Raw genomic sequence first — 20,428 nt, forward strand, 5'->3', positions numbered from 1 at the left:
AAAGCAACGAAACGTATACAAATACTAAAAAGAAAAAAAGGTGATAAACATGAAAGACTCAAATCAACTACAAGAAAGAGCATTACAACTATTACAAGAGCGCGGTGTAACAATTGACGATATTGCTGATCTTGTTCATTTTCTTCAAAAGAAATACCATGCAAATTTAGAGATGTCAGAATGTCGCTATAACGTTGAGCGTGTACTATCAAAACGAGAAGTACAAAACGCTCTTATTACAGGCATTGAACTTGATGTCCTTGCTGAAAAAGGAATGTTAAGTCAGCCGTTACAAGATATCGTAAAACGCGATGAAGGACTATATGGAATTGATGAAGTCATCGCACTTTCAATCGTTAACGTGTACGGGTCAATTGGCTTCACGAACTTTGGATATATCGATAAATTAAAACCAGGTATTTTAGAATACTTAAATGATAAATCAACTGGAAAGGTGCATACATTCCTTGATGATATCGTTGGCGGAATCGCTGCCGCTGCTTCAAGTCGTTTAGCGCACCGTGCTGAGCATTCGGAATAAGGGGTCTAGGCCGTCAGTTTCACACTGACGGCCTTTCATATTCCATAAGCATGAACTCTCTTCCACGGCTCAAAAAAAGAGGTCCTACTTGAAATCCAATGTTTTTATACAGCCTAATCGCTCTCTTATTGAATGTCGCTACACTCAGTCGAAACATTTTCGAATTCAATTCCTCAGTAGCAAATGCTATTCCCGCTTGAAAAAATATTTCCCCCATCCCTTTCCCTGTTAACTCCGGCTTCATTCCAAGCCCAATATCTACTACATCTTCTCCCCTATATAAATTAGCATCTCTTCCCCCTGGCACTTGTGCATCTTCTCCAAAACAAAAATAGCCGATGAATTCTCCATTCTCTCCGCAACAACCGTAATACGTTCCATCTAGCAACTCTTCTATTACTTCAGCATCTCCCGAAAAGCTATATAACGTATAGGGATTTTCATACTTCCACGTATTTATTTCTTTCGCTTCTTCTTCTGTTAACTTATGTATATCCATTCATCTCGCTCCTTATCAAATACTCTACTAATCTATATGTATTTACTCATTCATTTTCCAAACTTGATTCTCCTCTAATCGTAATATGCATAGTTACATACGCACACCCCTTTAAAAAATGCTAAAATTTATTCGAATCGCTGTTGCTACACTTCTTGATTAAAGAAAAGACGTTAAAACGGAAATTAGCGTCTTATCAAACTCAAGCAATTGACACATTTTGTCATCATGAAAGACACTCGAAAGAGTGTCTTTTTTTTCTATACCTGAGAAGGACCTGCTCATTTACAAAATAAATGCATAAATTAATATAACTCTTTAAACGCATTATTCCCTTTCTATATGTTGCACCGTTCGTTGCGACAGATTCGGATAATAAAAAGCACTCCAGCCAGAGTGCTTTTTACTTTCAAACAAGGAGGTTACATATATGGATAGTACTCTCTTATTTAACTTCGGTATTGGTATTGTCATCATTTTATTCGTCTTCTTTGTTCTTTGTATGAGCGGGGTATAGCAATCTTTTATGCCGATAATTCCTTTAAAGTATCACTTAATTTGAACTTTCTTAATTGTAATGAAGCAATCATCGCTGCCCCTGCTCCAAGCACCACACTAGCAAAAGCTAATATGCAAACTTGATTATACGGAATGATAATAACCGTTAACTCTAAGCTTGATAACACAATATAACTAAATACAATTCCACCTAAAACCCCAATACAACCAGCTATCGCTCCAAGTAAAGTGCCCTCTAATAAAACAATCCGTCTCATTTGCTTCGGAATAGCTCCTACCGCACGAATCATACTAATTTCAGCACGTCTTTCATGTAAACTTGAGACAATCGCATTCATTAACCCTATACCAGAAATAATGAAAACAATTACAACTAACAAGCGAATTAACATCATCATTTGCGATAATAACTGCTCCTGTTCTTTTAATAAATCATGGCTATTAATAACCTCTACGTTATCTTTATTATTTGTAATTTGTTTTACTTGTTTCTTAATCTCTTCAAATGATTGATTAGAATTTGTCATAATTTGAATCGCTTCATATCCTTGCACGTGAAACTTATCACGGGCCCATTGTTCATTTACAAAAACATCTGATCCTCTTAACCTTAATCCTTGCTCAATAATCGAAACGACTTTAATCGTTTGTTTTTCTTTTCCCTTCCCTTGTACTTCAAACGTATCATGCAACTGAAGCCCTAATGTTTTAGCAGTTCTCTTCGTAACGACTCCCTCACCATCTTGTAATGGCTTATTTAAATCTTGTCCTGTAATCACTTTCGCTTTTGTTACTTTTTGATAAGCAACAATATCATTCCCCACAACTTCTATCACATCATATTCAAAATCATCTTTCCTCACATTTTCATACCACTCTTGATCCGCTTTTTTGAAATCATAATTTATAAGCTTCGCTGTAAAGTCAGTAACATTTGCTACGCTCTCTTCTACACCATCAATTTTTTTAACCTTCTCCATCCAACTAAATGGTAATACTTCAGTACTTTGCGACTCTATTGGAATTCTTATTACTAAATCAGCTGGTAAATGTTTTTGTAACCCATCTTTCATGCCTTCGTAAATAGAGTTTATATACATCGTTCCAACAAGTGCTAACATAAAACCAAATGCTAGTATAGCAACTGACACCGCTGCCTTATTCCGATAACGAATTACATTACGGCTACTAATCGTCGTTTCAATTCGAAATACCATTTGCAAAGGTTTCGCAATAACTGGCGCTATCATACGAATAAATAACGGAATCGCAAATAACAAACCGACCGCAAATAACAGCGCTCCTATCGCACTTGGATTAAAACCGATATATCGCTCTAATACGTTACCCGCTAGTCCAATAACAGTACCAATGATTAAAATGCTACCACTAAAAGCACTCCACCTTTTTTCTTTTTTCTCATTACTAGGAAGACCTGGCCTAAGCGCTTGAACTGGTGGAATCTTTCTAACCATAAAGGCTGGTATAATAGCCCCTATGATAGACATAACAATCCCTAGTAAAAACGTAATGAGTAAAATCTCGCCTGAAATCGAGAATGATTCTTTCACTGCCCCCTCAATATTCACCCATTTATTAATAGATGATGCGGCGATTGTTTGCGTACCTGCTCCAAGAATAACTCCTGCTAGTGATCCGATTGCCCCAATACATAAAGCCTCTAATAAAACGACTAATATAATTTGATTTGGATTACTACCAAGTGCACGTAATAATGCCCATTGCTTAAATCGACTTCTGACAGATAAGAAGAAACTTCCCATTATTAAAAGGGCTACAACAAATAAGGCAATACCACCTAAACTAAAAATTAACGGCTTCATTACATTTAGTCGTTCAAATGCCTTATCTACATAAGTACGTTGGTCCACCTTTATATTTTCAATCTTTTTATGTACATCAAAAGCAATTGCTTTTTTCACATTTACATCTTGTACTTTCACTTGAACAAGATTGAATTGATTTGGTAAATTTAATTCTTTTTGAAGCCAATGGATTGGAAAATAAGCACTATGCCCCATTGACGCCATTAACGGTGGATTTAAAATACCGACAACTTTCACAGCCTTTTCACCATGCTGCGGGAATGGCAGTTTAATCGTATCTCCTACCCGTATATTTTCACGATCTGTATACCCTTTTGTCAGTGCTACTTCAGCACCTTCTTTCGGATATCGTCCTTCTAATATTTTATAAGAATGCATTTCTGGAGAATCTTGCTCAACACCCCAATAAGATGGCTTTCCCGATAGTTCTTTATAATGTGGAAAAGGATACGGTATAAGTGCTTTTGATATTTTTTCAGCATTTTCTAAGCCATCTATTCCTTTTAAACTTTCATTATTTAAATACATGTCATTTTTTATATAGCCAAATTGTAAATTATAATCTCCATACCGACTTACTACTTGTTCCTTCACACTTTGCTCTACTGATTGATTACCTAGTAATAACATCGTCGCTAACATAACACCTAAAGCTGCACCGAGGGCAATCAACATATTCCGCAACCAATTTTGTTTCATCGATTTTATCGCATACTTAATTACCCATCGCATCACCTTTACCTCCTACTTTAAAGTGATGATTCATAATCTCTTGAATTTGAGTAACTTGTTGCGGGATATTTCGAAATTTCCATCCTTTACTTTCAGCATGCTCATGAATCACTTCACCATCTAATAAGAAAACAACTTTATCAGCATGGGCCGCTACGAACGGATCGTGCGTTACAATGACAGCTGTTTGTCCTAATTCATCACATGCATTGCGAAGTACCGCAATAATATTTTTGCTGTTTTCTGAATCTAACGCCCCTGTTGGTTCATCAGCTAATATAATAGCCGGCTCATTTGCAAAAGCTCTTGCTATCGCAACCCTTTGCTGTTGCCCACCTGATAACTGTGCTGGTAAATGCTTTTCTTTTCCTTTCAATCCAACGAGCTCTAATAAACGATTTGCTGTCACCGTTGCCTTCTTTTGCGAAACATTATCTAATAGTAAAGGCAACCCTACATTTTCCTCCGCATTAAACACTGGAATTAAATTAAACTGCTGAAAAATAAAACCGATTTTATGCCTTCTAAATAAAGCGAGCTCTTTTTCTTTTAATGTTGAAATCTCCGTACCATCAACTCGAATACTACCTACCGATGGAATATCTAATCCACCTAACAGCTGAAGTAAAGTCGTTTTACCCGATCCACTTGCCCCCATAATACAAACAAAGTCACCTTTTTGAATTTGAACATTAATATCTTTTAAGATCTTTACTTTACTATCCCCAATATCAAACGATTTTTCTAACCCTTCAATTTCAATAATATTCATCCCGATATCCCCTTTTCTCTCTATTTACCAATCTATATATTCTATTCGAAAATGCAAAATCCCTACTATTTTGTATTTTTTTGTCACATGCTAACATTTATATTAACCGGCAGTAAGTGCCCGATTAGTGTGAGCAAATAATCAGTGCGGGATGGACACCCCCCACCGATTAAAATTTCACTTTATTTCTCACGTCAGAAAAGTTGACTCTCGCAACGGAAGTAACCATAATAGTTACACGGATATATAAAAACTATTCACATATCCACAATTAGGAGGAAGAACAATGAAACATGTGATCGTTTATGCACACCCGAATACAGAAAGCTTCAACCATGCAATTTTAGAAACTGTAAAAAGTGAATTAGAAAGAAAAGGTCATGAAGTACGCGTTCGTGATTTATACGAATTAAACTTCAATCCAGTATTAGGTGCTTCCGATTTCATCTCATTTTCCCAAGGAAACACACCAGAAGATATTAAAGAAGAACAAAAGCATATCTCTTGGGCTGATAGTATTACATTCATTTACCCAGTTTGGTGGGCGGGTCTTCCTGCTATTTTAAAAGGATACGTTGATCGTGTATTTAGTCACGGCTTCGCTTATGCTTACGGTGAGAATGGCATTGAAAAGTTATTAAGCAGTAAAAAAGGATTGTTATTATCTACGATGGGAAATTCGAAAGAAGTATACACAGCAGGCGGGATGTTTGATGCAATGAAAAAAACAACTGATGCTGGTATTTTTGAATTTACGGGCATTGAAACACTTGAGCATACATTCTATACAAGTGTTCCTTCTGTGGATAATGCTGTGCGTAAACAATATCTTGAAGAAGTTAAAGAAGTAGTGAATCGCGTATTTTAATAAAAAACTCCGGTTATAACAACCGGAGTTTTTTATTTCATCATCAATTTCGGAATATATCTTTGAAGAATGCTTTCTAATTCATTCATATCTTCCTGTCTAATAAGTAAATTTACATTGTCATTCATTTTTTCTCGCCCGCGATATAAAAATATATTTTCTTTTGGATTTTCCCATGTTGATGTTTTATAGCCTTTTAATTCTTCGTATGAATAAAAGTTCAATCCGTCTATTACACCTTTTTCATATATTTGTACACTTTTAATAAGATGGATAGCTATTAAAATCATAAAACAACTTGCTACAGCATAACTACCTGACTGAATGAGAAACTGTTCAAATGTACCAATATCACCACTTACGTATTGAGCATATATATACATACATTGTCCGATAAAGTACGCTGGTCCAAGTAAGGCAATCCAAGGTCGTTTCACCCGAGGATATGCTGCAATAAGCTTTCCCGCGCTTTTTTTCATTTCATTTATTTTATATATCTTCCATAGAACAAAGAATAAAACACATAATGTAAAAATAAACATAATACATGACATCCAGTACACTCTTATTTTCCCCCTTCACATCATTACATGTAAATTTTACATTTTAAATCCCTATAGTACATATGCAATTGTGCATAAAAAAACAGGCAACCTCTTCCGGTTACCTGCCTTTCATTACATCTTCTCAATCCACTCCGTCAAGTTGTGCACAACTTGCGTCGGTTGTACTTCATATTCTGTTAACTTGTCCACAGTTGTTACTCCAGTGTGGACAAGAAGGGTATGCATACTAGCATTTATCCCCGCTAAAATATCTGTATCGTAGTTATCCCCAACCATTAAAGCTTCTTCTTTTCCTATGCCAAGCACTTTTAACGCTTGTTCCATAATGATTGATTCTGGTTTACCAATAAAGATTGGGTCCACACCTGTTGATACTGCAACAACTGATGTTAATGAACCGTTACCTGGTAATAATCCGCGCTCAGTTGGAATTGCGATATCCCCATTTGTTGAAATAAACGTTGCACCGTTACGCACAGCAAGACATGCTTTTGCTAATTTTTCATATGTGATATCGCGATCTAAACCAACAATGACGAAATCAGGATTTTCATCCACAAGTTCAAATCCTTTTTCCACAAGAGCAGCGTGTAAGCCTTCTTCACCAATCATATATACAGTTGCATCTTGTTTGCGCTCATAAATAAAGTTCGCTGTAGCCATACTCGTTGTGAATACTTGCTCCGCTTTTGCTGGAATATCGAAACGAACAAGCTTTTCTGCAACTTGTTCTGGTTTACGAGTTGAGTTATTTGTAACGAATAAATATGGAATACCGCGTTCTCCTAATGCTTTTACGAAGTCACTTGCTTCTTCAATTTGTTCTTCACCGCGATACATCGTACCGTCTAAGTCAATTAAATAGCCTTTATACATCTGTTTGCCTCTCCTTCTATGCTAACGTTCATATCTATCATACCACTCTTATATTAACCCCTTTTTCAAAAGAAAAAAACGCTTTACCCTAAAGCGTCCCATAACGTTCATTTTTTCTCTTTTATTTGGTACGAACAATTACAATCGCCCACGCACATGTTTGCTAACGTCTTCACATTTGCATCTGCAAATAACCGCTTATACATATCTTTTTCATCTTCACACACTTGCGGGAATCTCTCTGCAATTTCCTTTAACGGACAGTTTTGCTTTTCAAATATGAAAGAATGCTCCCCATCTCGCTTTATTTGAACCATATAACCGTTTCTCTCTTGCATAGCAGCTACTTCTTGAACTTTATACGCTAAATTGCTTTGATTACTTATCCTCTTTTGCAACTGTTCTTCCATTCGTTTCGTTCTCGCTTGCAAGACGTGACGCAGCATTTTTTCATCGCCCATTCGAGCTAAATCTTCTAGCATATCAATAGCAAACTGCTTATATTCTTTCGGGAATGTATCTTCTCCCTTTTGACTTAATCCATACAAATATGTTGGTCGTCCGACATGCTGTCTTACCATCTTTGAATAGATTAGCTCATCATTTTCTAGTTTACTTAAATGTCGACGAATCGCCATCTCTGTAATTTCTAAAGCTTCGGCTAATTCTGCTACAGTATGCTCTCCTTTTATCTTCAGTAATTGTACAATCTCTTCTCTCGTAGTACGTGCTTCCCCCATAGCTCACCCTTCTCCCTTTTCTTTCTCCTATACAATATAAGATCCCCAAAGGAATTCCCGGGGATCTTATAAGCACAATTATTCTGGTACAAATGCAGATACAGGTCCTAATTCCTTTTCTAAATAACTGTGAATATTCGCTGGGTATTTCTCTACCACGGCGATATGTTTTTGAATCGTCTTATATAATTCATCATGATTCATTTGAATATAATCTTGCGTAAGCATTTTTCGAAGAAGAATAATTTCTTTAATATGCGCTCCCTCTTCTCCACTTATAACTCTCTCGTCCATTAAAATATCAATAATATCTTCGTAACTTCCTGGATCGCGCATAATAAATCCATCAATCATCGCACTCCCTACATCTAATATACAATCGATAATAAGATGCGCCATGCGCTCTAATGCGTAAAATTCAAACTCGGTTTCATATGTCTTTTTCTCTTGAAATGTATTTGTTGCTCGTTCTAAACATACTAGCATTTGTTCTATTTTTTTTCTGTCTACGAAGTACATGAATGTCACCTACCTGGAAATTAAAGCATTTACATTTTAATTGTAACGCTTTCTTCTGAAAAAATCGACAATTTTTCGAATTCACCTTTTCCTCGTTATTTGTTATAGTTATATTTGTATGATTTTTGAAATTGGAGGAATGCAACCTTGGAACGTGAACTCGCACTAGAAATTGTCCGTGTAACAGAAGCAGCAGCCTTAGCATCCGCACAGTGGATGGGCCGCGGAAAGAAAAACGAAGCAGATGATGCAGCAACTACAGCTATGCGTGATATGTTCGATTCAGTAAACATGGCAGGTACAGTTGTAATCGGTGAAGGAGAACTTGATGAAGCACCGATGTTGTATATTGGTGAAGAACTAGGAACAGGTAACGGTCCAGAAGTAGATATCGCTGTTGACCCATTAGAAGGTACAAACATCGTTGCGAAAGGCCTTGCAAATGCAATGGCAGTTATCGCAATCGCAGATAAAGGAAACCTTCTTCATGCTCCGGATATGTACATGGAAAAAATCGCGGTTGGTCCAAAAGCAGCTGGTAAAATTAGCTTAGATGATCCAATTGAAAAAACAATTGAAATTGTAGCAGAAGCAAACAATAAAAAAATTCGTGACCTAACGGTTATCATCCAAGAACGTGAACGTCATCAAGATATTATTGACCGTGTTCGTGCAAAAGGTGCACGCGTAAAACTATTTGGTGATGGAGATGTTGGTGCATCAATCGCTACAGCTTTACCTGGAACGGGTATCGACTTATTCGTAGGTGTAGGCGGAGCTCCAGAAGGCGTTATTTCTGCAGCAGCATTAAAATGCCTTGAAGGTGAAATGCAAGCTCGCTTAGTTCCAATGAACGAAGAAGAAGAAGCTCGTTGTCGTGAAATGGGATTAGAAGATCCTCGTCAACTTCTTATGTTAGATGACTTAGTAGCTGGTGATGACGCAATCTTCTCAGCAACAGGTGTATCTGCTGGTGAATTATTAGACGGCGTGAAATTCCTTGGCGGAGATTTAGCTGAAACATATTCTATCGTTATGCGTTACAAAACAAGAACGGTACGATTCATTAAAACGCATCACCATTTAGATCATAAACCACACTTAAACTTAGATATTTAATAAAGGAGCCATGTGTATGGAAGAACGTTTCTTTCTGTACGACGATACAGTCGCTACAAAAACTCGTTTCGTTAGCTTTTTGGGGGAAAATGAGCGTCATGATTTAGCGCTTTTATACTCCGATCGTCATTACGGTAAAACGATAGTCCTTGATATGCAAAGCAACAAATTTGCTATCATCGGTCCTGACGATTTAAACGAACAAGGCTACTTAGAGCATGCATTTTCGATGTCTGAAGAAAATGCAGAAGAATTACGCTCATTTTTATTTGAACTTATATAATTTATCTGGTGCACCAGCTATGTTAGCTGGTGTTTTTTTACAATTTATATTTTGAATTTTCAATCTTATGTGTTATACTTATGAATAAATCTATTTGGATAGAAAGGACGTTATCTGCGTATGCCAACATTTACTTTGTAATGGACCAGCAATTGGATAGCATTACTCTCAAAAAAGCACCGTGCTTTTTCAAGGGAGTATTCTGCCCATTCCCATTACGAAGGAACGTAACGCATCTGTAGTATGATGTTTACGGAGGTTCCTCTTGGGGGAACCTCTTTTTATTTTTGTCTACTTCTTATGTCTTCATACTACAAGACATCCAAATAGCTGTATTACGTTCCTTTACCAATATATAAGAGGTGAAGGAAAATGCAGAAAGTACAACTTTCTTGGAGTTTATATGAAAACGAACTAGCAACAATCGAAAAGTATTGTAAAAATTGCAGGCGTACTACCCTTTTTACCGACACGAACATTCGCAGGCATAACGCAAACGGAAAGAACATATACCGATTTGCAATTTATAAATGTCCGAAAGATCATACGTGGAATCAAAAACTTCATATTTATAAATCATTTACTGATCACGTCGAAACTGTCGATATGACTCAGCAAGAACAAACTGAAACAAGTACTACCATTTCCATTACACAATACAAAGAAAGTGGTATAGCCGAAATAACAATCGTATTAGACATCGTTTTTGGTTCCCACCGAATTGATAAAGTGTTATCCACATATATTTCAGATTGGAGCCGTACTATCATTGTGGATAAAATTAAAAATGGGCATATCCAATTGAACCGACAACAAATGAAACCAAACAAAACTCTTTCTGAAGGTGATTACATTTCAATTTGTTTGTAAGGAGGACTCTCATGTTAAAGGTGAGAAAAGGTACGATTGATTTATTGAATGACTTAGATGTAATGTATACAGCATGCAAAGAAGCACTCTTACAGAACCAAATTTATCAATGGGATGATTCTTATCCGACGCGAGAACACATTTCCTATCATCTAGAACAGGCCGAATTGTATTGTCTATTCCAAGATCAAGTACTTGTCGGTGCCGTCGTCTTAAACGAAGCACCGTCTCCAGAATACAAACTAATTGACTGGTCAGAAATAGACGGACGCTTTCTTATCGTCCACTCTTTTGTCATCCATCCGCTCGCGCAAGGCAAAGGATATAGTAAAGTACTATTATCCTTTTGGGAAAACGAAGCAAAACAAAAAAACTACACTGGAATACGCCTAGATTGTTTTACAGGTAATCCGGTTTCATTAAGCCTATATGAAAAAAATAATTATATTTGCCGAGGTGCTGTCTATTTCAAAAGTAAACAGCCTCCTCATAATTGGTATAACTGCTATGAAAAAATCCTCTTACAATCGTAAGAGGATTTTTTCATTTCTTCACTTTTCGTAATACAAAATGTGCACAACCGAAGTTACAGTACTCGTATAAATACTCTGATAAAGTACTAATTTTCGTATCATATGTCGAACGTTGATTACTATCATCAAAGAATCCGCGCAATCTAAGTTGCTCATAACCCCAGTCTCCAACGATATAATCATATTTATTTAAAATTTCTGCATAGCGCTCTTTAAGTGCTTCTTCACTAAAACCGTCACGAAAGTTTTTAATTACTTCGTACTGAACATTATTAACGCTCACCGTAGTATGAATCTCTTGCTTTTGCTCCATTATGAACTTCCTCTCTAAGCATTCTTCTTTTTATCGTATCACAAAGCATAACAACCAACAATTTCAAATACAAAAAATTGAAAATTAGTGCATGCTATGGAGAAGGAGGTGCTACATCGTGAAAAAACAAATTATACTCTCTCTTCTCACTCTTTCCTTATTTGCAGGCTGCCAATCAACTAATAAAGCCGAAATGGAGCGTGAAGAAGGAAGTCGTGTTCTTGTTTCCAACAAAAACGACATGTATCATACGGAAAATACAAATACACGGCTCACAAGGGTGGGCTATTCATCTAAACAAAAACATGAAGTATCTAACAAACAAGTAGGCGCCATTAACCGTGAGAAAGTCGCTGAAATGATTACGAGCATGACAGTCAAACTTCCTGACGTCACCAATGCCGCTACACTCGTTACCGACGACGAAGTGTTCGTTGTATACCGTGCAAACACAACGGATCCGAAACTCGTAACAGATCAAGTATATAAAACTGCTTTGTCCATCGTTCCTCGCTATTATAAAGCATATGTATCAACAAACCAAAAGTTGATTTCTCAAATTCAAGGTCTTCAATCTGGTAGCTTAAACGATAAAGAATATGAACAAAGTCTTGATATGTTAAAACGTGAAATGAGCGATAATCCTCATTTGAACAATACGGGGGATCAAACTTTAAATGATATGATTAAAAAATAAAAAGGTGGAGAAAACCTCCACCTTTTTACTATTTCTTACGATCCGCATAAACCTCCATCGCATCACACATAAACTGCGCTAAACCTTCACCAAACTTATCAATATTTTTCGTAAAACGCTCATCAGCAACATACATTTGACCGAGTCCCTTAAAGGCCTCTAATGAATATTCACCGAAGTTTTGCAAGTAATCGTACCATACCCCGATTGCGGATTGCGCCTCTTTAGAATCAGGTGCTCCATTTCGAAGTGTTGCTAGATTTCCGTAAATATTATTAAACTCCTCCTGTTTCTCTTTAGACATCCCCTTCGCTGTTTTATTCGCTTTATCTACAGCCTCATCTCCCCATCGTTCACGTGCTTCTTCTTCGTACGGGTTATGACTAAAATCAAATCCTTCAAATTTCTCTTTATTCGTCATCTCAATCTCTCCTTTTGTATGCTGAATTGTTTTATCAATCGTCGCAATCACTTTATCTAACCTAGCACGCTTTTCAAGAAGCATTTTCTTATGAAGTTGTAGTGCTTCTTCATGATCAAATGATGGACTCATGATAATTTCTTTAATCTTCTTCAAAGGGAAGCCTAGTTCTTTAAAAAATAAAATTTGCTGCAGTGTCTCTAAATTTTCATTGGAATACAGACGATATCCAGACTCTGTCGTCTCGTCTGGGGTTAATAACCCAATTTCATCGTAATGATGCAGTGTGCGCACACTAATCCCAACTAAATTAGCTACTTCTTTTACCTTCATTGTCATGTGTATCTCCCCCTTAGTACATACGATAAAGTATGACGCAACGTTAGAGTCAATAAGTAAATTCATTTATCTCTAAAAGTTTCATCTCTCCCATATTTCATGCATAATAGATATGTACATATATTAGAAAGCGGTGAAAGTATGGTTTCAAATACTGTAATTGCCAGCATCATATTTCAACTCGTTGTTTCGGTTCTGGTCCCAATTATTGTACTCGTTTATTTCCGTAAAAAATATAATATTAATTGGAAAGTGGTCGGCGTTGGTGTTCTTATCTTTATTGGATTTACCCAAATTCTCGAAACACCGTTCCACCTATTTATGCGTGGTAATCCAGCAATCGCTCCATTTTTAGAAAATCCGTATGTCTTTGCAATTTATGGCGGACTAACTGCTGGTATTTTTGAAGAATTAGGACGCTTCGTTGCCTTCTTCTTCCTACTAAAAAAATATCTAGAATATAAAGATGGCTTCGCTTATGGAATTGGTCATGGCGGGATTGAATCCATTTTAGTTGGCGGATTCTCTGCATTGCAGACACTTATATTCGCTAATGCTATTAACAATGGTAGCTTCGCTCAAATGGCAGAAAAACTACCACAATTAAATCTTGTAAAGGATATGTTAATAGAACAACCTGCTTATTTATACTTCCTTGGCAGCTTGGAAAGAATTATGGCTCTTGTATTGCAAATTGCCTTCACAATGCTTGTCGTATACGCAGTAAAACAGAAGAAATACATTTTCCTCGTATACGCTATACTATTCCACGCACTTGTAGACTTTTTCGCAGCACTTTACCAAACAAAAATGATTAACATCTTTGTAGCAGAAGGAATTACTCTTCTCTTCGCGATTGGTGGTTTCATTCTTATTCGTAAAATGAAAGAGAAATTAATGAGTGTATCGGAATAAAAATAACCCACCAGTTGGTGGGTTATTTTTTATATGGATTTTCGTAGTGATGATAACTTTTCCCCCCTTGCAGCTCCCTCTTTGTTTCCGCATCTATAACGATGTACTTATGAAATTCTTCTATTTCATTTTGAGTAAAAGAAGCAAAGAAATATACTTGGCAATCCGGGTGAACGAAAGAACCTTCCATCGTCATTTTACTGTGACAACCGACATCTGTTTTTTGCAGGAAGATAAATTCCTCATGTGGTACTTCTTTAAATGAGATTTTTTTACGAACACTATATGCTGCATTGTTGTATTCTTTATAGATTTTCTTATCTAACTGTTCGTAAAACACATCTTCACTCACAAATGGCTTATTTCGATTGCTTGGATAATTTAATTTTGTATTCGATTCTGCATATGTTGTGGACAAGTGTATAAAAAAACAAAGACCGAATATAATACATATCATTTTTTTCATCATTACACCTCAAATGTTCATTTATCCACATTACTTTTCCACATATTTAGATCAATATGCCGTTTCCAATAAAAAGGAATTTTTTCCACATTTGTCGAAGTATATAAGCGTCAACTTGAAAGATGGGGATGAATTATGAAGAAATTGATTGTAATACGACATTGTTCAGCAACTGGACAAGAACGTGATGCCGAATTAACGATTGCAGGAAAAAATCAAGCAAACACTCTTGCTGCATTCCTCTTAGAAAATCAGCTACAAATAGATCATATTATTTCGAGCCCATTTGTCCGAGCTATCGATTCCATTCGGCCCTATGCGCTCAAAGCTAACCTATCTATCGAAGAGGATGAACGATTAGCTGAACGTATATTAAGCAACGTTCCGATGGATGATTGGATGCAAAAACTAGAATCTACTTTTACAAACATAGATATTGCCTTTTCAGGCGGAGAGTCAACAAAACAAGCAACGGACCGTGCTATATCGCTTATCCAAGACGTTTTAAAGTTAAACCATACTACAACACTACTCGTTACACATGGAAACTTACTTACGCTCATTTTAAAGCACTTTGATCGTACGATCGGCTTTAGTGAATGGAGAACTTTAACGAATCCTGATGTTTACGAAATTACAATCGATGAGAAAAGTTTCATAAAACGATTATGGGAAGCATCGTCCAAGTAGTATCCCTTTCCAAAACACTCAGTTGACGCCACGAGAAGAGACTGTATTAACAATAGAGAGGGGTATCATTCAATATGTACGAAGATGTACTTTCTTTACTACATAAAACAAATGCTTCTTATGAAAAATTTGAACACGAACCAGTACTTGACTATGAAACAGATCGTATCGTTCGTGAAAGACTTGGTTTGCAAGGCACTCCAAGTAAAAGCTTATTTTTAAAATCAAAATCCGGGGAGCATTACGTATTCTTTACGTTAGAAGGCACTCGCCTCAACCGAGGAGAGATGAAGGAAATAACAGGAGAGAGCTTATCTCTCTGTTCTCCTAATGAGCTAAGAGAAGAGACTGGTTGCACGCCAGGATGTGTAGCTCCTTTCGGTTATTCACAAGATGTAACGATTATTGTGGACAGTTCAATTTATACTTACGATAAAATTTTAATTACACCTGGTGTACCTGAATTTACAATTGAATTATCCACAGAGGAATTAAAAAAGATTTTATCCACATGTCAAAATAAAGTTTTAGAGTATAAGAAAAAAGAGAGCTAATGATTAGCTCTCTTTTTTCATTATTTCGCTTCTGCTACTTTTTCTTTTGCAGAACGTACTTGCTCGTCCGCATGATAAGAAGAACGTACAAGTGGGCCAGCTTCACAGTGGCTAAATCCTTTGCTAAGTGCAATTTCTTTAAGCTCTGCAAATTCTGCTGGTGGGTAATATTTAATAACTGGTAAATGCTTCTTAGATGGTTGTAGGTATTGTCCAAGAGTTAAAATATCCACATTGTTTGCACGTAAGTCATCCATTGCTTCAATTAAATCTTCTCTCGTTTCACCTAAGCCCAGCATAATGCTCGATTTAGTTGGAATATCAGGCTGCATTTCTTTTGCTCGACGTAAAAACTCTAATGAACGGTCATATTTTGCTCTAGCGCGAACTCGGTTAGATAATCGACGTACTGTTTCAATGTTATGGTTCAAAATATCTGGTTTTGCATCCATTAACATTTTTAAGTTTTCTTCTACCCCACCCATATCAGATGGTAATACTTCGATAGACGTGAATGGATTTTCACGACGTACAGCGCGTACTGTTTCAGCAAAAACAGCTGCTCCGCCGTCCTTTAAATCATCACGTGCAACCGCTGTTATAACAACGTGCTTTAAGCCCATTTGTACTACAGAATCTGCTACGCGTTCTGGCTCTTGTAAATCAAGCTCAGTTGGTAAGCCTGTTTTAACCGCACAAAAACGACAAGCACGTGTACAAACCGCACCTAAGATCATAAATGTTGCTGTTTTCCTTACAGCCCAGCATTCATGAATATTCGGACATTTCGCCTCTTCACAAACTGTATGAAGATTCTTAGAACGCATCATTTTCTTTAAGCCTGTATAGTTTTCATTCGTGTTTAACTTAATTTTCAACCATTCGGGCTTGCGCTTATACTCTGTTTGTTTTGTCATGGTTATCAACTCCGCACAATATGAAATAGTTTACCGTGTTCGCTTCTTTCAATGTAACATATCTATTCTAACGTATGAAAGCGATTTGCTCAAATGAAGATTCTAAGATTTTTTCCAATCGTTCCCTATAATGAAATACTCCGTATATCCCACACTAAAAAGAGTGATGTTGTGAAAGGAGTCTATTTCATGCTTCGAAAAATTTCTCTTTTGCTTTCGATTTGCTTTCTTCTCCACCAAAACATCGCTTACGGTGAAGATAATCAGCAAAGCATATATGAAAAGCGCATGGCACTATATAAAGAAACTGAGCAATCTTCAGGTATTCCGTGGTATTACTTAGCTGCAATGGATCAATACGAAAGAAACATACGGAGCGTAAGAAAGGATATTCCGAAAAAAACCGATGCCATCATTTCCCTTTATTTCAAACCTGAAATATGGGCTGGACCTGTTAATAGTAATGATACTCTCCCCCATACAATTTCTCTATTTGGCGGAATGGGTTTAGATGGTGACAAAGATGGATTTGCAAATGCAAATAACGACCGTGATCTTCTGCATACAGCAGCAACTATTTTAAAGAAACAAGGAACGTCGGAAGACCGTATTAACATTATGCTTTGGGAATATTATAGACGTGCAAAAACAGTTGAATTAATTACAGAATACGCCCGAATTTATAAACATTATGGACGCATTAATTTAGAAGGTAATGCTTTCCCTCTCCCGATTCGCAGTGACCATAGCTATCGTAGTACTTTCGGTGCTGGTAGAAGCTTTGGCGGCAGGAGGATTCATGAAGGAACCGATATTTTTGCTGGATATGGCGTACCAGTACGATCAACCTGCTATGGCGTTATTGAAACAAAAGGATGGAATCGTCTTGGTGGATGGCGCATTGGTATTCGTGACCTTCATAATAATTACCACTATTACGCTCATTTAGGCGGGTTCTCTAAAGAAATACAGCTCGGACAAATTGTCGAACCAGGAAAAGTAATCGGATTTGTCGGTAGTACCGGCTACGGTCCTCCTGGTACAGCTGGAAAATTCCCGCCCCACTTACATTTCGGCATGTATAAAGACAATGGCTATACAGAATGGGCTTTCGATCCATACATGCATTTAAGCCTTTGGGAACGAAAAGAACGAGCAAATACAAAACGATAACCGTAGCAAATCGCTACGGTTATTTTTATAAATATAAATCAATAGAACACTACTGACTAATTATCCGTTTTCTTTTTATCTGGTACAACAACACCCCCGCTTCCGTAATAAGTAGGCACTTCACCTTGAACGATGCGCGTCGCAATCGGAATGTTTTGCTTCACTTTAATTTCTTTCGTGCGTAACGGAATCATAACTTGTAACGTCACTTCCACTTCCATAATAATTTTGATCGCTGTATTATTAATTCCTTGCGGCTCAACTAATTGTTTAATATCCGTATTCACATGACCAATTGGCGTAAAATTAATCGGAATATCCGGTCCTATATTACCAAGAAGCGCATTATCAGTTATGCGCCCAAAAGGAATTGACATAGATACCCCATTCTCTTCAAAAATACCAAGTGCTTTCGTATCCCCTTTTTCTACTTGTTGTAAATATTTTTCTATGTATGCAGTAGTCGATGTTAATATTTCATTTACTTGTTTTGTATTTAAATCAATTGTAGATACTTTCCCGTTCCTATCCGTTTGTACTTTCATTAATGAATCTACATCAAACCCTTCATTAATTCGGTCTTTTACCGCTTTCGTCATAACTGCTGTTGCCATTTTATGAGTCTCTGTTTCCCCATACTTAATTAACGTTGGCTGAATACTTTTATTTACAATCCATAAACCTTGAACTACCATTACGATAAAAATAATAAACGAAATAAGCAGTATATACCGAAAGGAAATCGGTCCCCTTCGAAACCGCGAATTTTTCGAACGAAATATGCTCATAAGAAAACCCTCCTTCTTATATTATTTCTATGCAAGAAAGAGGGACGATATATGCTTATCTCATTTTTAATAGTGCATCTTTTCCGATTGTGCCTACCGGAATACCTAAAGCTTCGGCTCCAGTCGTTACTGATTCCAGCGGTGCTTCAAGAAGTTGTTCAATCGTTCTTACACCAACCGCACGGCCAGCAATAATTCCTCGATCACCTAACTTCTCATTTAGAAGACCTACATCTAAAGCACCGCACATAATATATCCTTTATCGCTCATTACAGCTAGCAAATTTGTCTTTGGAAGTTTTACGCTAACAGCAATGAACGTATAGTTATCAATTATAATTGGCTCTACATTAACCATAGTTCACACTCCTCTCTTTCTTATCTTTATGACAAGAGAAAAATGAGTGTTACAAGTTAACTAGCCTATAGTTTGACTGAAGATGTATAAGTTATCAACATGTCTGTTAGTACATCTCTAAGCAATTCCGGCATATAATATTGTTTGTCAGAAAGTGTGGATAGCTCTGGGTATAAGTATCCGAATGTAAACATATCAATCGTTCCTACCGTATATATCCGGTCTAATTCCAGCGATTCGCCGTTAATCAATACATCTTCTAGTAAAATTTTATTCCCTGGAATCGTATCTGGAATCACTTCCAAACCATCGTAAATCATTTTCCCCATTACTTTTCCACGAAATCCGAATCCTTTCACCTCAAGATTCTCCATATTCGGGCGGCGCGCTTTCAAAATAACTTCTCTTAACGTTTTCCCTGGTACTTTTAACAGACATGGATTAATTGGATGTGGACAAATCCGATGAATATCTCCGCGCGTCACAACACCTTCATTTAATCCCTCAAGAAGTACACCAGCATTCACCATCCCAACATCCGCATTACACCACTCTTTAAGTGCACTTGCCAACATATGAGAAAACGTCGTCTCCTTAAACCAATCAACCGGCAATGATTCTTTTAAATGAACGACAGGCTCAGCCATTATCTGTTTACTTTCTTCCTTTAGCATTTCAATTGTGGATAACGGATCGCTATAAGCACCTAACCGTTCTGTCTTAATCGCTCTACCGTCTTTTTTCAACAGTCTCTTCGTCTCTTTATCCACAGTAAGCTGAACGTGACCAACGTAATGTCCCCACTTTTCACAACAGCAAAGCAAAGTATTATCCACAAGAACGCCACGCTCAAATAAATGATGCGTATGTGCCCCTAAAATAACATCTATATCATAATGCTCCGCCATATATTCATCCATGCTTTTTCCAAGGTGAGACAGGACAACCGTAATATGTGCCTCATCTTTCACTTCTTCTAAAATAGACTCTAAATGGATGATTGGATCTTCAATATGCCAATCTAACATATGATAAAACTCTGGATAAGCTACCGTTAATCCAATAAAGGCAATCGTAATCCCATCTGTCGTTGTATGTAATTTATAAGGCTTCGCCCACGCTGGACGTACACCCTCTTTTTCAAATAAGTTCGCTACAAGCACCTCAAAACCAGCATCATCATATAGACGATTCAAATGCTCTTTCGCCAATGTAATTCCTTCATTATTTCCGATCGTTACATAATCATATAACGCCTCATTTAATAATTTTGTATTCCCAAGTCCATTTGTCGCTTCCGAAATACTATGAAAACGATCCACATGATCGCCAATATCCACAGTTAAAACAGTCTCTCCCGCTTCCTGTCTTCGCCTTTTCTCCTCTTGTACAAACCGAGAAATTTGCGGCCAATTTTCAAAATGACTATGTATATCGTTTGTATGATAAAGGTGGATGATCGTTTCTTTATTTATATTCAGAGAAAAAACCTCCTCTCAGTTCCTTACTGCCA

At 36.9% G+C, this 20,428-nt stretch carries 25 protein-coding genes; 11 read left to right on the forward strand and 14 right to left on the reverse strand.

Going from position 1 to position 20,428, the window contains the following annotated elements:
• Positions 1-49 precede the first annotated feature (49 nt).
• On the forward strand, positions 50-541 hold the full coding sequence (locus tag MHH66_RS24780; protein ID WP_002015902.1) for a phosphatidylglycerophosphatase A family protein: 492 nt from the start codon (positions 50-52) through the stop codon (positions 539-541).
• 19 nt (positions 542-560) lie between these two features.
• On the opposite strand, the gene MHH66_RS24785 is transcribed toward MHH66_RS24780, so the two are convergent.
• From MHH66_RS24785 to MHH66_RS24795, 3 genes are all read right to left on the reverse strand, one after another.
• Complete coding sequence (locus tag MHH66_RS24785; RefSeq protein WP_078185121.1) at positions 561-1,040, reverse strand: GNAT family N-acetyltransferase; 480 nt, start codon at positions 1,038-1,040, stop codon at positions 561-563.
• Positions 1,041-1,564: 524 nt separating this feature from the next.
• Positions 1,565-4,138, reverse strand: coding sequence for an FtsX-like permease family protein (locus tag MHH66_RS24790; protein ID WP_078185120.1), 2,574 nt, complete (start codon positions 4,136-4,138; stop codon positions 1,565-1,567).
• The gene (locus MHH66_RS24795) at positions 4,122-4,910 is read right to left on the reverse strand and encodes an ABC transporter ATP-binding protein (RefSeq protein WP_078185119.1); all 789 of its coding nucleotides are present in this window, start codon (positions 4,908-4,910) and stop codon (positions 4,122-4,124) included. Before MHH66_RS24795 ends, MHH66_RS24790 begins: the two co-directional genes overlap by 17 nt.
• Before the next feature lie 286 nt (positions 4,911-5,196).
• Between MHH66_RS24795 and MHH66_RS24800 the strand changes: the two genes are divergently transcribed.
• Positions 5,197-5,778 carry an NAD(P)H-dependent oxidoreductase gene (locus MHH66_RS24800; protein WP_078185118.1) on the forward strand — a complete coding sequence of 194 codons (582 nt, stop codon included), beginning with the start codon at positions 5,197-5,199 and terminating at the stop codon, positions 5,776-5,778.
• Between the two features lie 32 nt (positions 5,779-5,810).
• Here the strand turns inward: MHH66_RS24800 and MHH66_RS24805 are convergent, their stop codons facing one another.
• The 4 genes from MHH66_RS24805 to MHH66_RS24820 all read right to left on the reverse strand — a co-directional run bounded on the left by MHH66_RS24805 (position 5,811) and on the right by MHH66_RS24820 (position 8,479).
• Positions 5,811-6,341 carry an iron ABC transporter substrate-binding protein gene (locus MHH66_RS24805; RefSeq protein WP_078185117.1) on the reverse strand — a complete coding sequence of 177 codons (531 nt, stop codon included), beginning with the start codon at positions 6,339-6,341 and terminating at the stop codon, positions 5,811-5,813.
• Between the two features lie 114 nt (positions 6,342-6,455).
• Positions 6,456-7,220: a TIGR01457 family HAD-type hydrolase gene (locus MHH66_RS24810; protein WP_002089349.1), complete on the reverse strand. Its 765-nt coding sequence runs from the start codon at positions 7,218-7,220 to the stop codon at positions 6,456-6,458.
• Positions 7,221-7,327: 107 nt separating this feature from the next.
• The gene (locus MHH66_RS24815; protein WP_002139296.1) at positions 7,328-7,960 is read right to left on the reverse strand and encodes a helix-turn-helix transcriptional regulator; all 633 of its coding nucleotides are present in this window, start codon (positions 7,958-7,960) and stop codon (positions 7,328-7,330) included.
• 78 nt (positions 7,961-8,038) lie between these two features.
• Positions 8,039-8,479 (reverse strand): DUF86 domain-containing protein, encoded by a 441-nt coding sequence (locus MHH66_RS24820; protein WP_078185116.1) that lies wholly within the window; start codon positions 8,477-8,479, stop codon positions 8,039-8,041.
• Positions 8,480-8,626: 147 nt separating this feature from the next.
• On the opposite strand from MHH66_RS24820, the gene glpX reads away from it, so the two are divergent.
• From glpX to MHH66_RS24840, 4 genes are all read left to right on the forward strand, one after another.
• Positions 8,627-9,598 carry a class II fructose-bisphosphatase gene (gene glpX / locus MHH66_RS24825; protein ID WP_002068074.1) on the forward strand — a complete coding sequence of 324 codons (972 nt, stop codon included), beginning with the start codon at positions 8,627-8,629 and terminating at the stop codon, positions 9,596-9,598.
• A gap of 16 nt (positions 9,599-9,614) precedes the next feature.
• Positions 9,615-9,881, forward strand: a complete 267-nt coding sequence (locus MHH66_RS24830; protein WP_002034592.1) for a DUF3055 domain-containing protein — start codon at positions 9,615-9,617, stop codon at positions 9,879-9,881.
• 372 nt (positions 9,882-10,253) lie between these two features.
• Positions 10,254-10,751 (forward strand): hypothetical protein, encoded by a 498-nt coding sequence (locus MHH66_RS24835; protein WP_063218106.1) that lies wholly within the window; start codon positions 10,254-10,256, stop codon positions 10,749-10,751.
• 11 nt (positions 10,752-10,762) lie between these two features.
• A complete protein-coding gene (locus tag MHH66_RS24840; RefSeq protein WP_078185114.1) occupies positions 10,763-11,284 on the forward strand; it encodes a GNAT family N-acetyltransferase in 522 nt (173 codons plus the stop codon).
• Between the two features lie 10 nt (positions 11,285-11,294).
• Here the strand turns inward: MHH66_RS24840 and MHH66_RS24845 are convergent, their stop codons facing one another.
• Entirely contained in the window at positions 11,295-11,597 is a 303-nt protein-coding gene (locus tag MHH66_RS24845; protein ID WP_002015914.1) for a YutD family protein, read from the reverse strand.
• 118 nt (positions 11,598-11,715) lie between these two features.
• Here MHH66_RS24845 and MHH66_RS24850 point away from each other — a divergent pair, with 118 nt between their 5' ends.
• Positions 11,716-12,294 (forward strand): YhcN/YlaJ family sporulation lipoprotein, encoded by a 579-nt coding sequence (locus tag MHH66_RS24850; RefSeq protein WP_002015915.1) that lies wholly within the window; start codon positions 11,716-11,718, stop codon positions 12,292-12,294.
• A gap of 28 nt (positions 12,295-12,322) precedes the next feature.
• On the opposite strand, the gene MHH66_RS24855 is transcribed toward MHH66_RS24850, so the two are convergent.
• Entirely contained in the window at positions 12,323-13,054 is a 732-nt protein-coding gene (locus MHH66_RS24855; protein WP_078185113.1) for a MerR family transcriptional regulator, read from the reverse strand.
• A gap of 99 nt (positions 13,055-13,153) precedes the next feature.
• Between MHH66_RS24855 and MHH66_RS24860 the strand changes: the two genes are divergently transcribed.
• On the forward strand, positions 13,154-13,969 hold the full coding sequence (locus MHH66_RS24860) for a YhfC family intramembrane metalloprotease (RefSeq protein WP_078185112.1): 816 nt from the start codon (positions 13,154-13,156) through the stop codon (positions 13,967-13,969).
• A gap of 22 nt (positions 13,970-13,991) precedes the next feature.
• Here MHH66_RS24860 and MHH66_RS24865 read toward each other — a convergent pair whose 3' ends face one another.
• Entirely contained in the window at positions 13,992-14,435 is a 444-nt protein-coding gene (locus tag MHH66_RS24865) for a hypothetical protein (RefSeq protein WP_078185111.1), read from the reverse strand.
• Between the two features lie 135 nt (positions 14,436-14,570).
• On the opposite strand from MHH66_RS24865, the gene MHH66_RS24870 reads away from it, so the two are divergent.
• Complete coding sequence (locus tag MHH66_RS24870; RefSeq protein ID WP_078185110.1) at positions 14,571-15,125, forward strand: histidine phosphatase family protein; 555 nt, start codon at positions 14,571-14,573, stop codon at positions 15,123-15,125.
• A 74-nt stretch (positions 15,126-15,199) separates the two neighbouring features.
• Positions 15,200-15,679, forward strand: a complete 480-nt coding sequence (locus tag MHH66_RS24875; RefSeq protein WP_002034581.1) for a YbaK/EbsC family protein — start codon at positions 15,200-15,202, stop codon at positions 15,677-15,679.
• Positions 15,680-15,699: 20 nt separating this feature from the next.
• Here the strand turns inward: MHH66_RS24875 and lipA are convergent, their stop codons facing one another.
• Complete coding sequence (gene lipA / locus MHH66_RS24880; RefSeq protein ID WP_002015922.1) at positions 15,700-16,596, reverse strand: lipoyl synthase; 897 nt, start codon at positions 16,594-16,596, stop codon at positions 15,700-15,702.
• Positions 16,597-16,785: 189 nt separating this feature from the next.
• Here lipA and MHH66_RS24885 point away from each other — a divergent pair, with 189 nt between their 5' ends.
• Positions 16,786-17,769 carry a M23 family metallopeptidase gene (locus MHH66_RS24885; RefSeq protein WP_078185109.1) on the forward strand — a complete coding sequence of 328 codons (984 nt, stop codon included), beginning with the start codon at positions 16,786-16,788 and terminating at the stop codon, positions 17,767-17,769.
• 56 nt (positions 17,770-17,825) lie between these two features.
• On the opposite strand, the gene yunB is transcribed toward MHH66_RS24885, so the two are convergent.
• The 3 genes from yunB to MHH66_RS24900 all read right to left on the reverse strand — a co-directional run bounded on the left by yunB (position 17,826) and on the right by MHH66_RS24900 (position 20,396).
• The gene (gene yunB, locus MHH66_RS24890) at positions 17,826-18,557 is read right to left on the reverse strand and encodes a sporulation protein YunB (RefSeq protein ID WP_078185108.1); all 732 of its coding nucleotides are present in this window, start codon (positions 18,555-18,557) and stop codon (positions 17,826-17,828) included.
• Positions 18,558-18,612: 55 nt separating this feature from the next.
• A complete protein-coding gene (locus MHH66_RS24895; RefSeq protein WP_002015926.1) occupies positions 18,613-18,915 on the reverse strand; it encodes a YunC family protein in 303 nt (100 codons plus the stop codon).
• Between the two features lie 65 nt (positions 18,916-18,980).
• On the reverse strand, positions 18,981-20,396 hold the full coding sequence (locus MHH66_RS24900) for a bifunctional metallophosphatase/5'-nucleotidase (RefSeq protein ID WP_340867767.1): 1,416 nt from the start codon (positions 20,394-20,396) through the stop codon (positions 18,981-18,983).
• Between the last annotated feature and the right edge of the window lie 32 nt (positions 20,397-20,428).

Origin of the sequence: Bacillus sp. FSL H8-0492 (assembly GCF_038006145.1) — a bacterium.
GTDB lineage: Bacteria > Bacillota > Bacilli > Bacillales > Bacillaceae_G > Bacillus_A > Bacillus_A mycoides.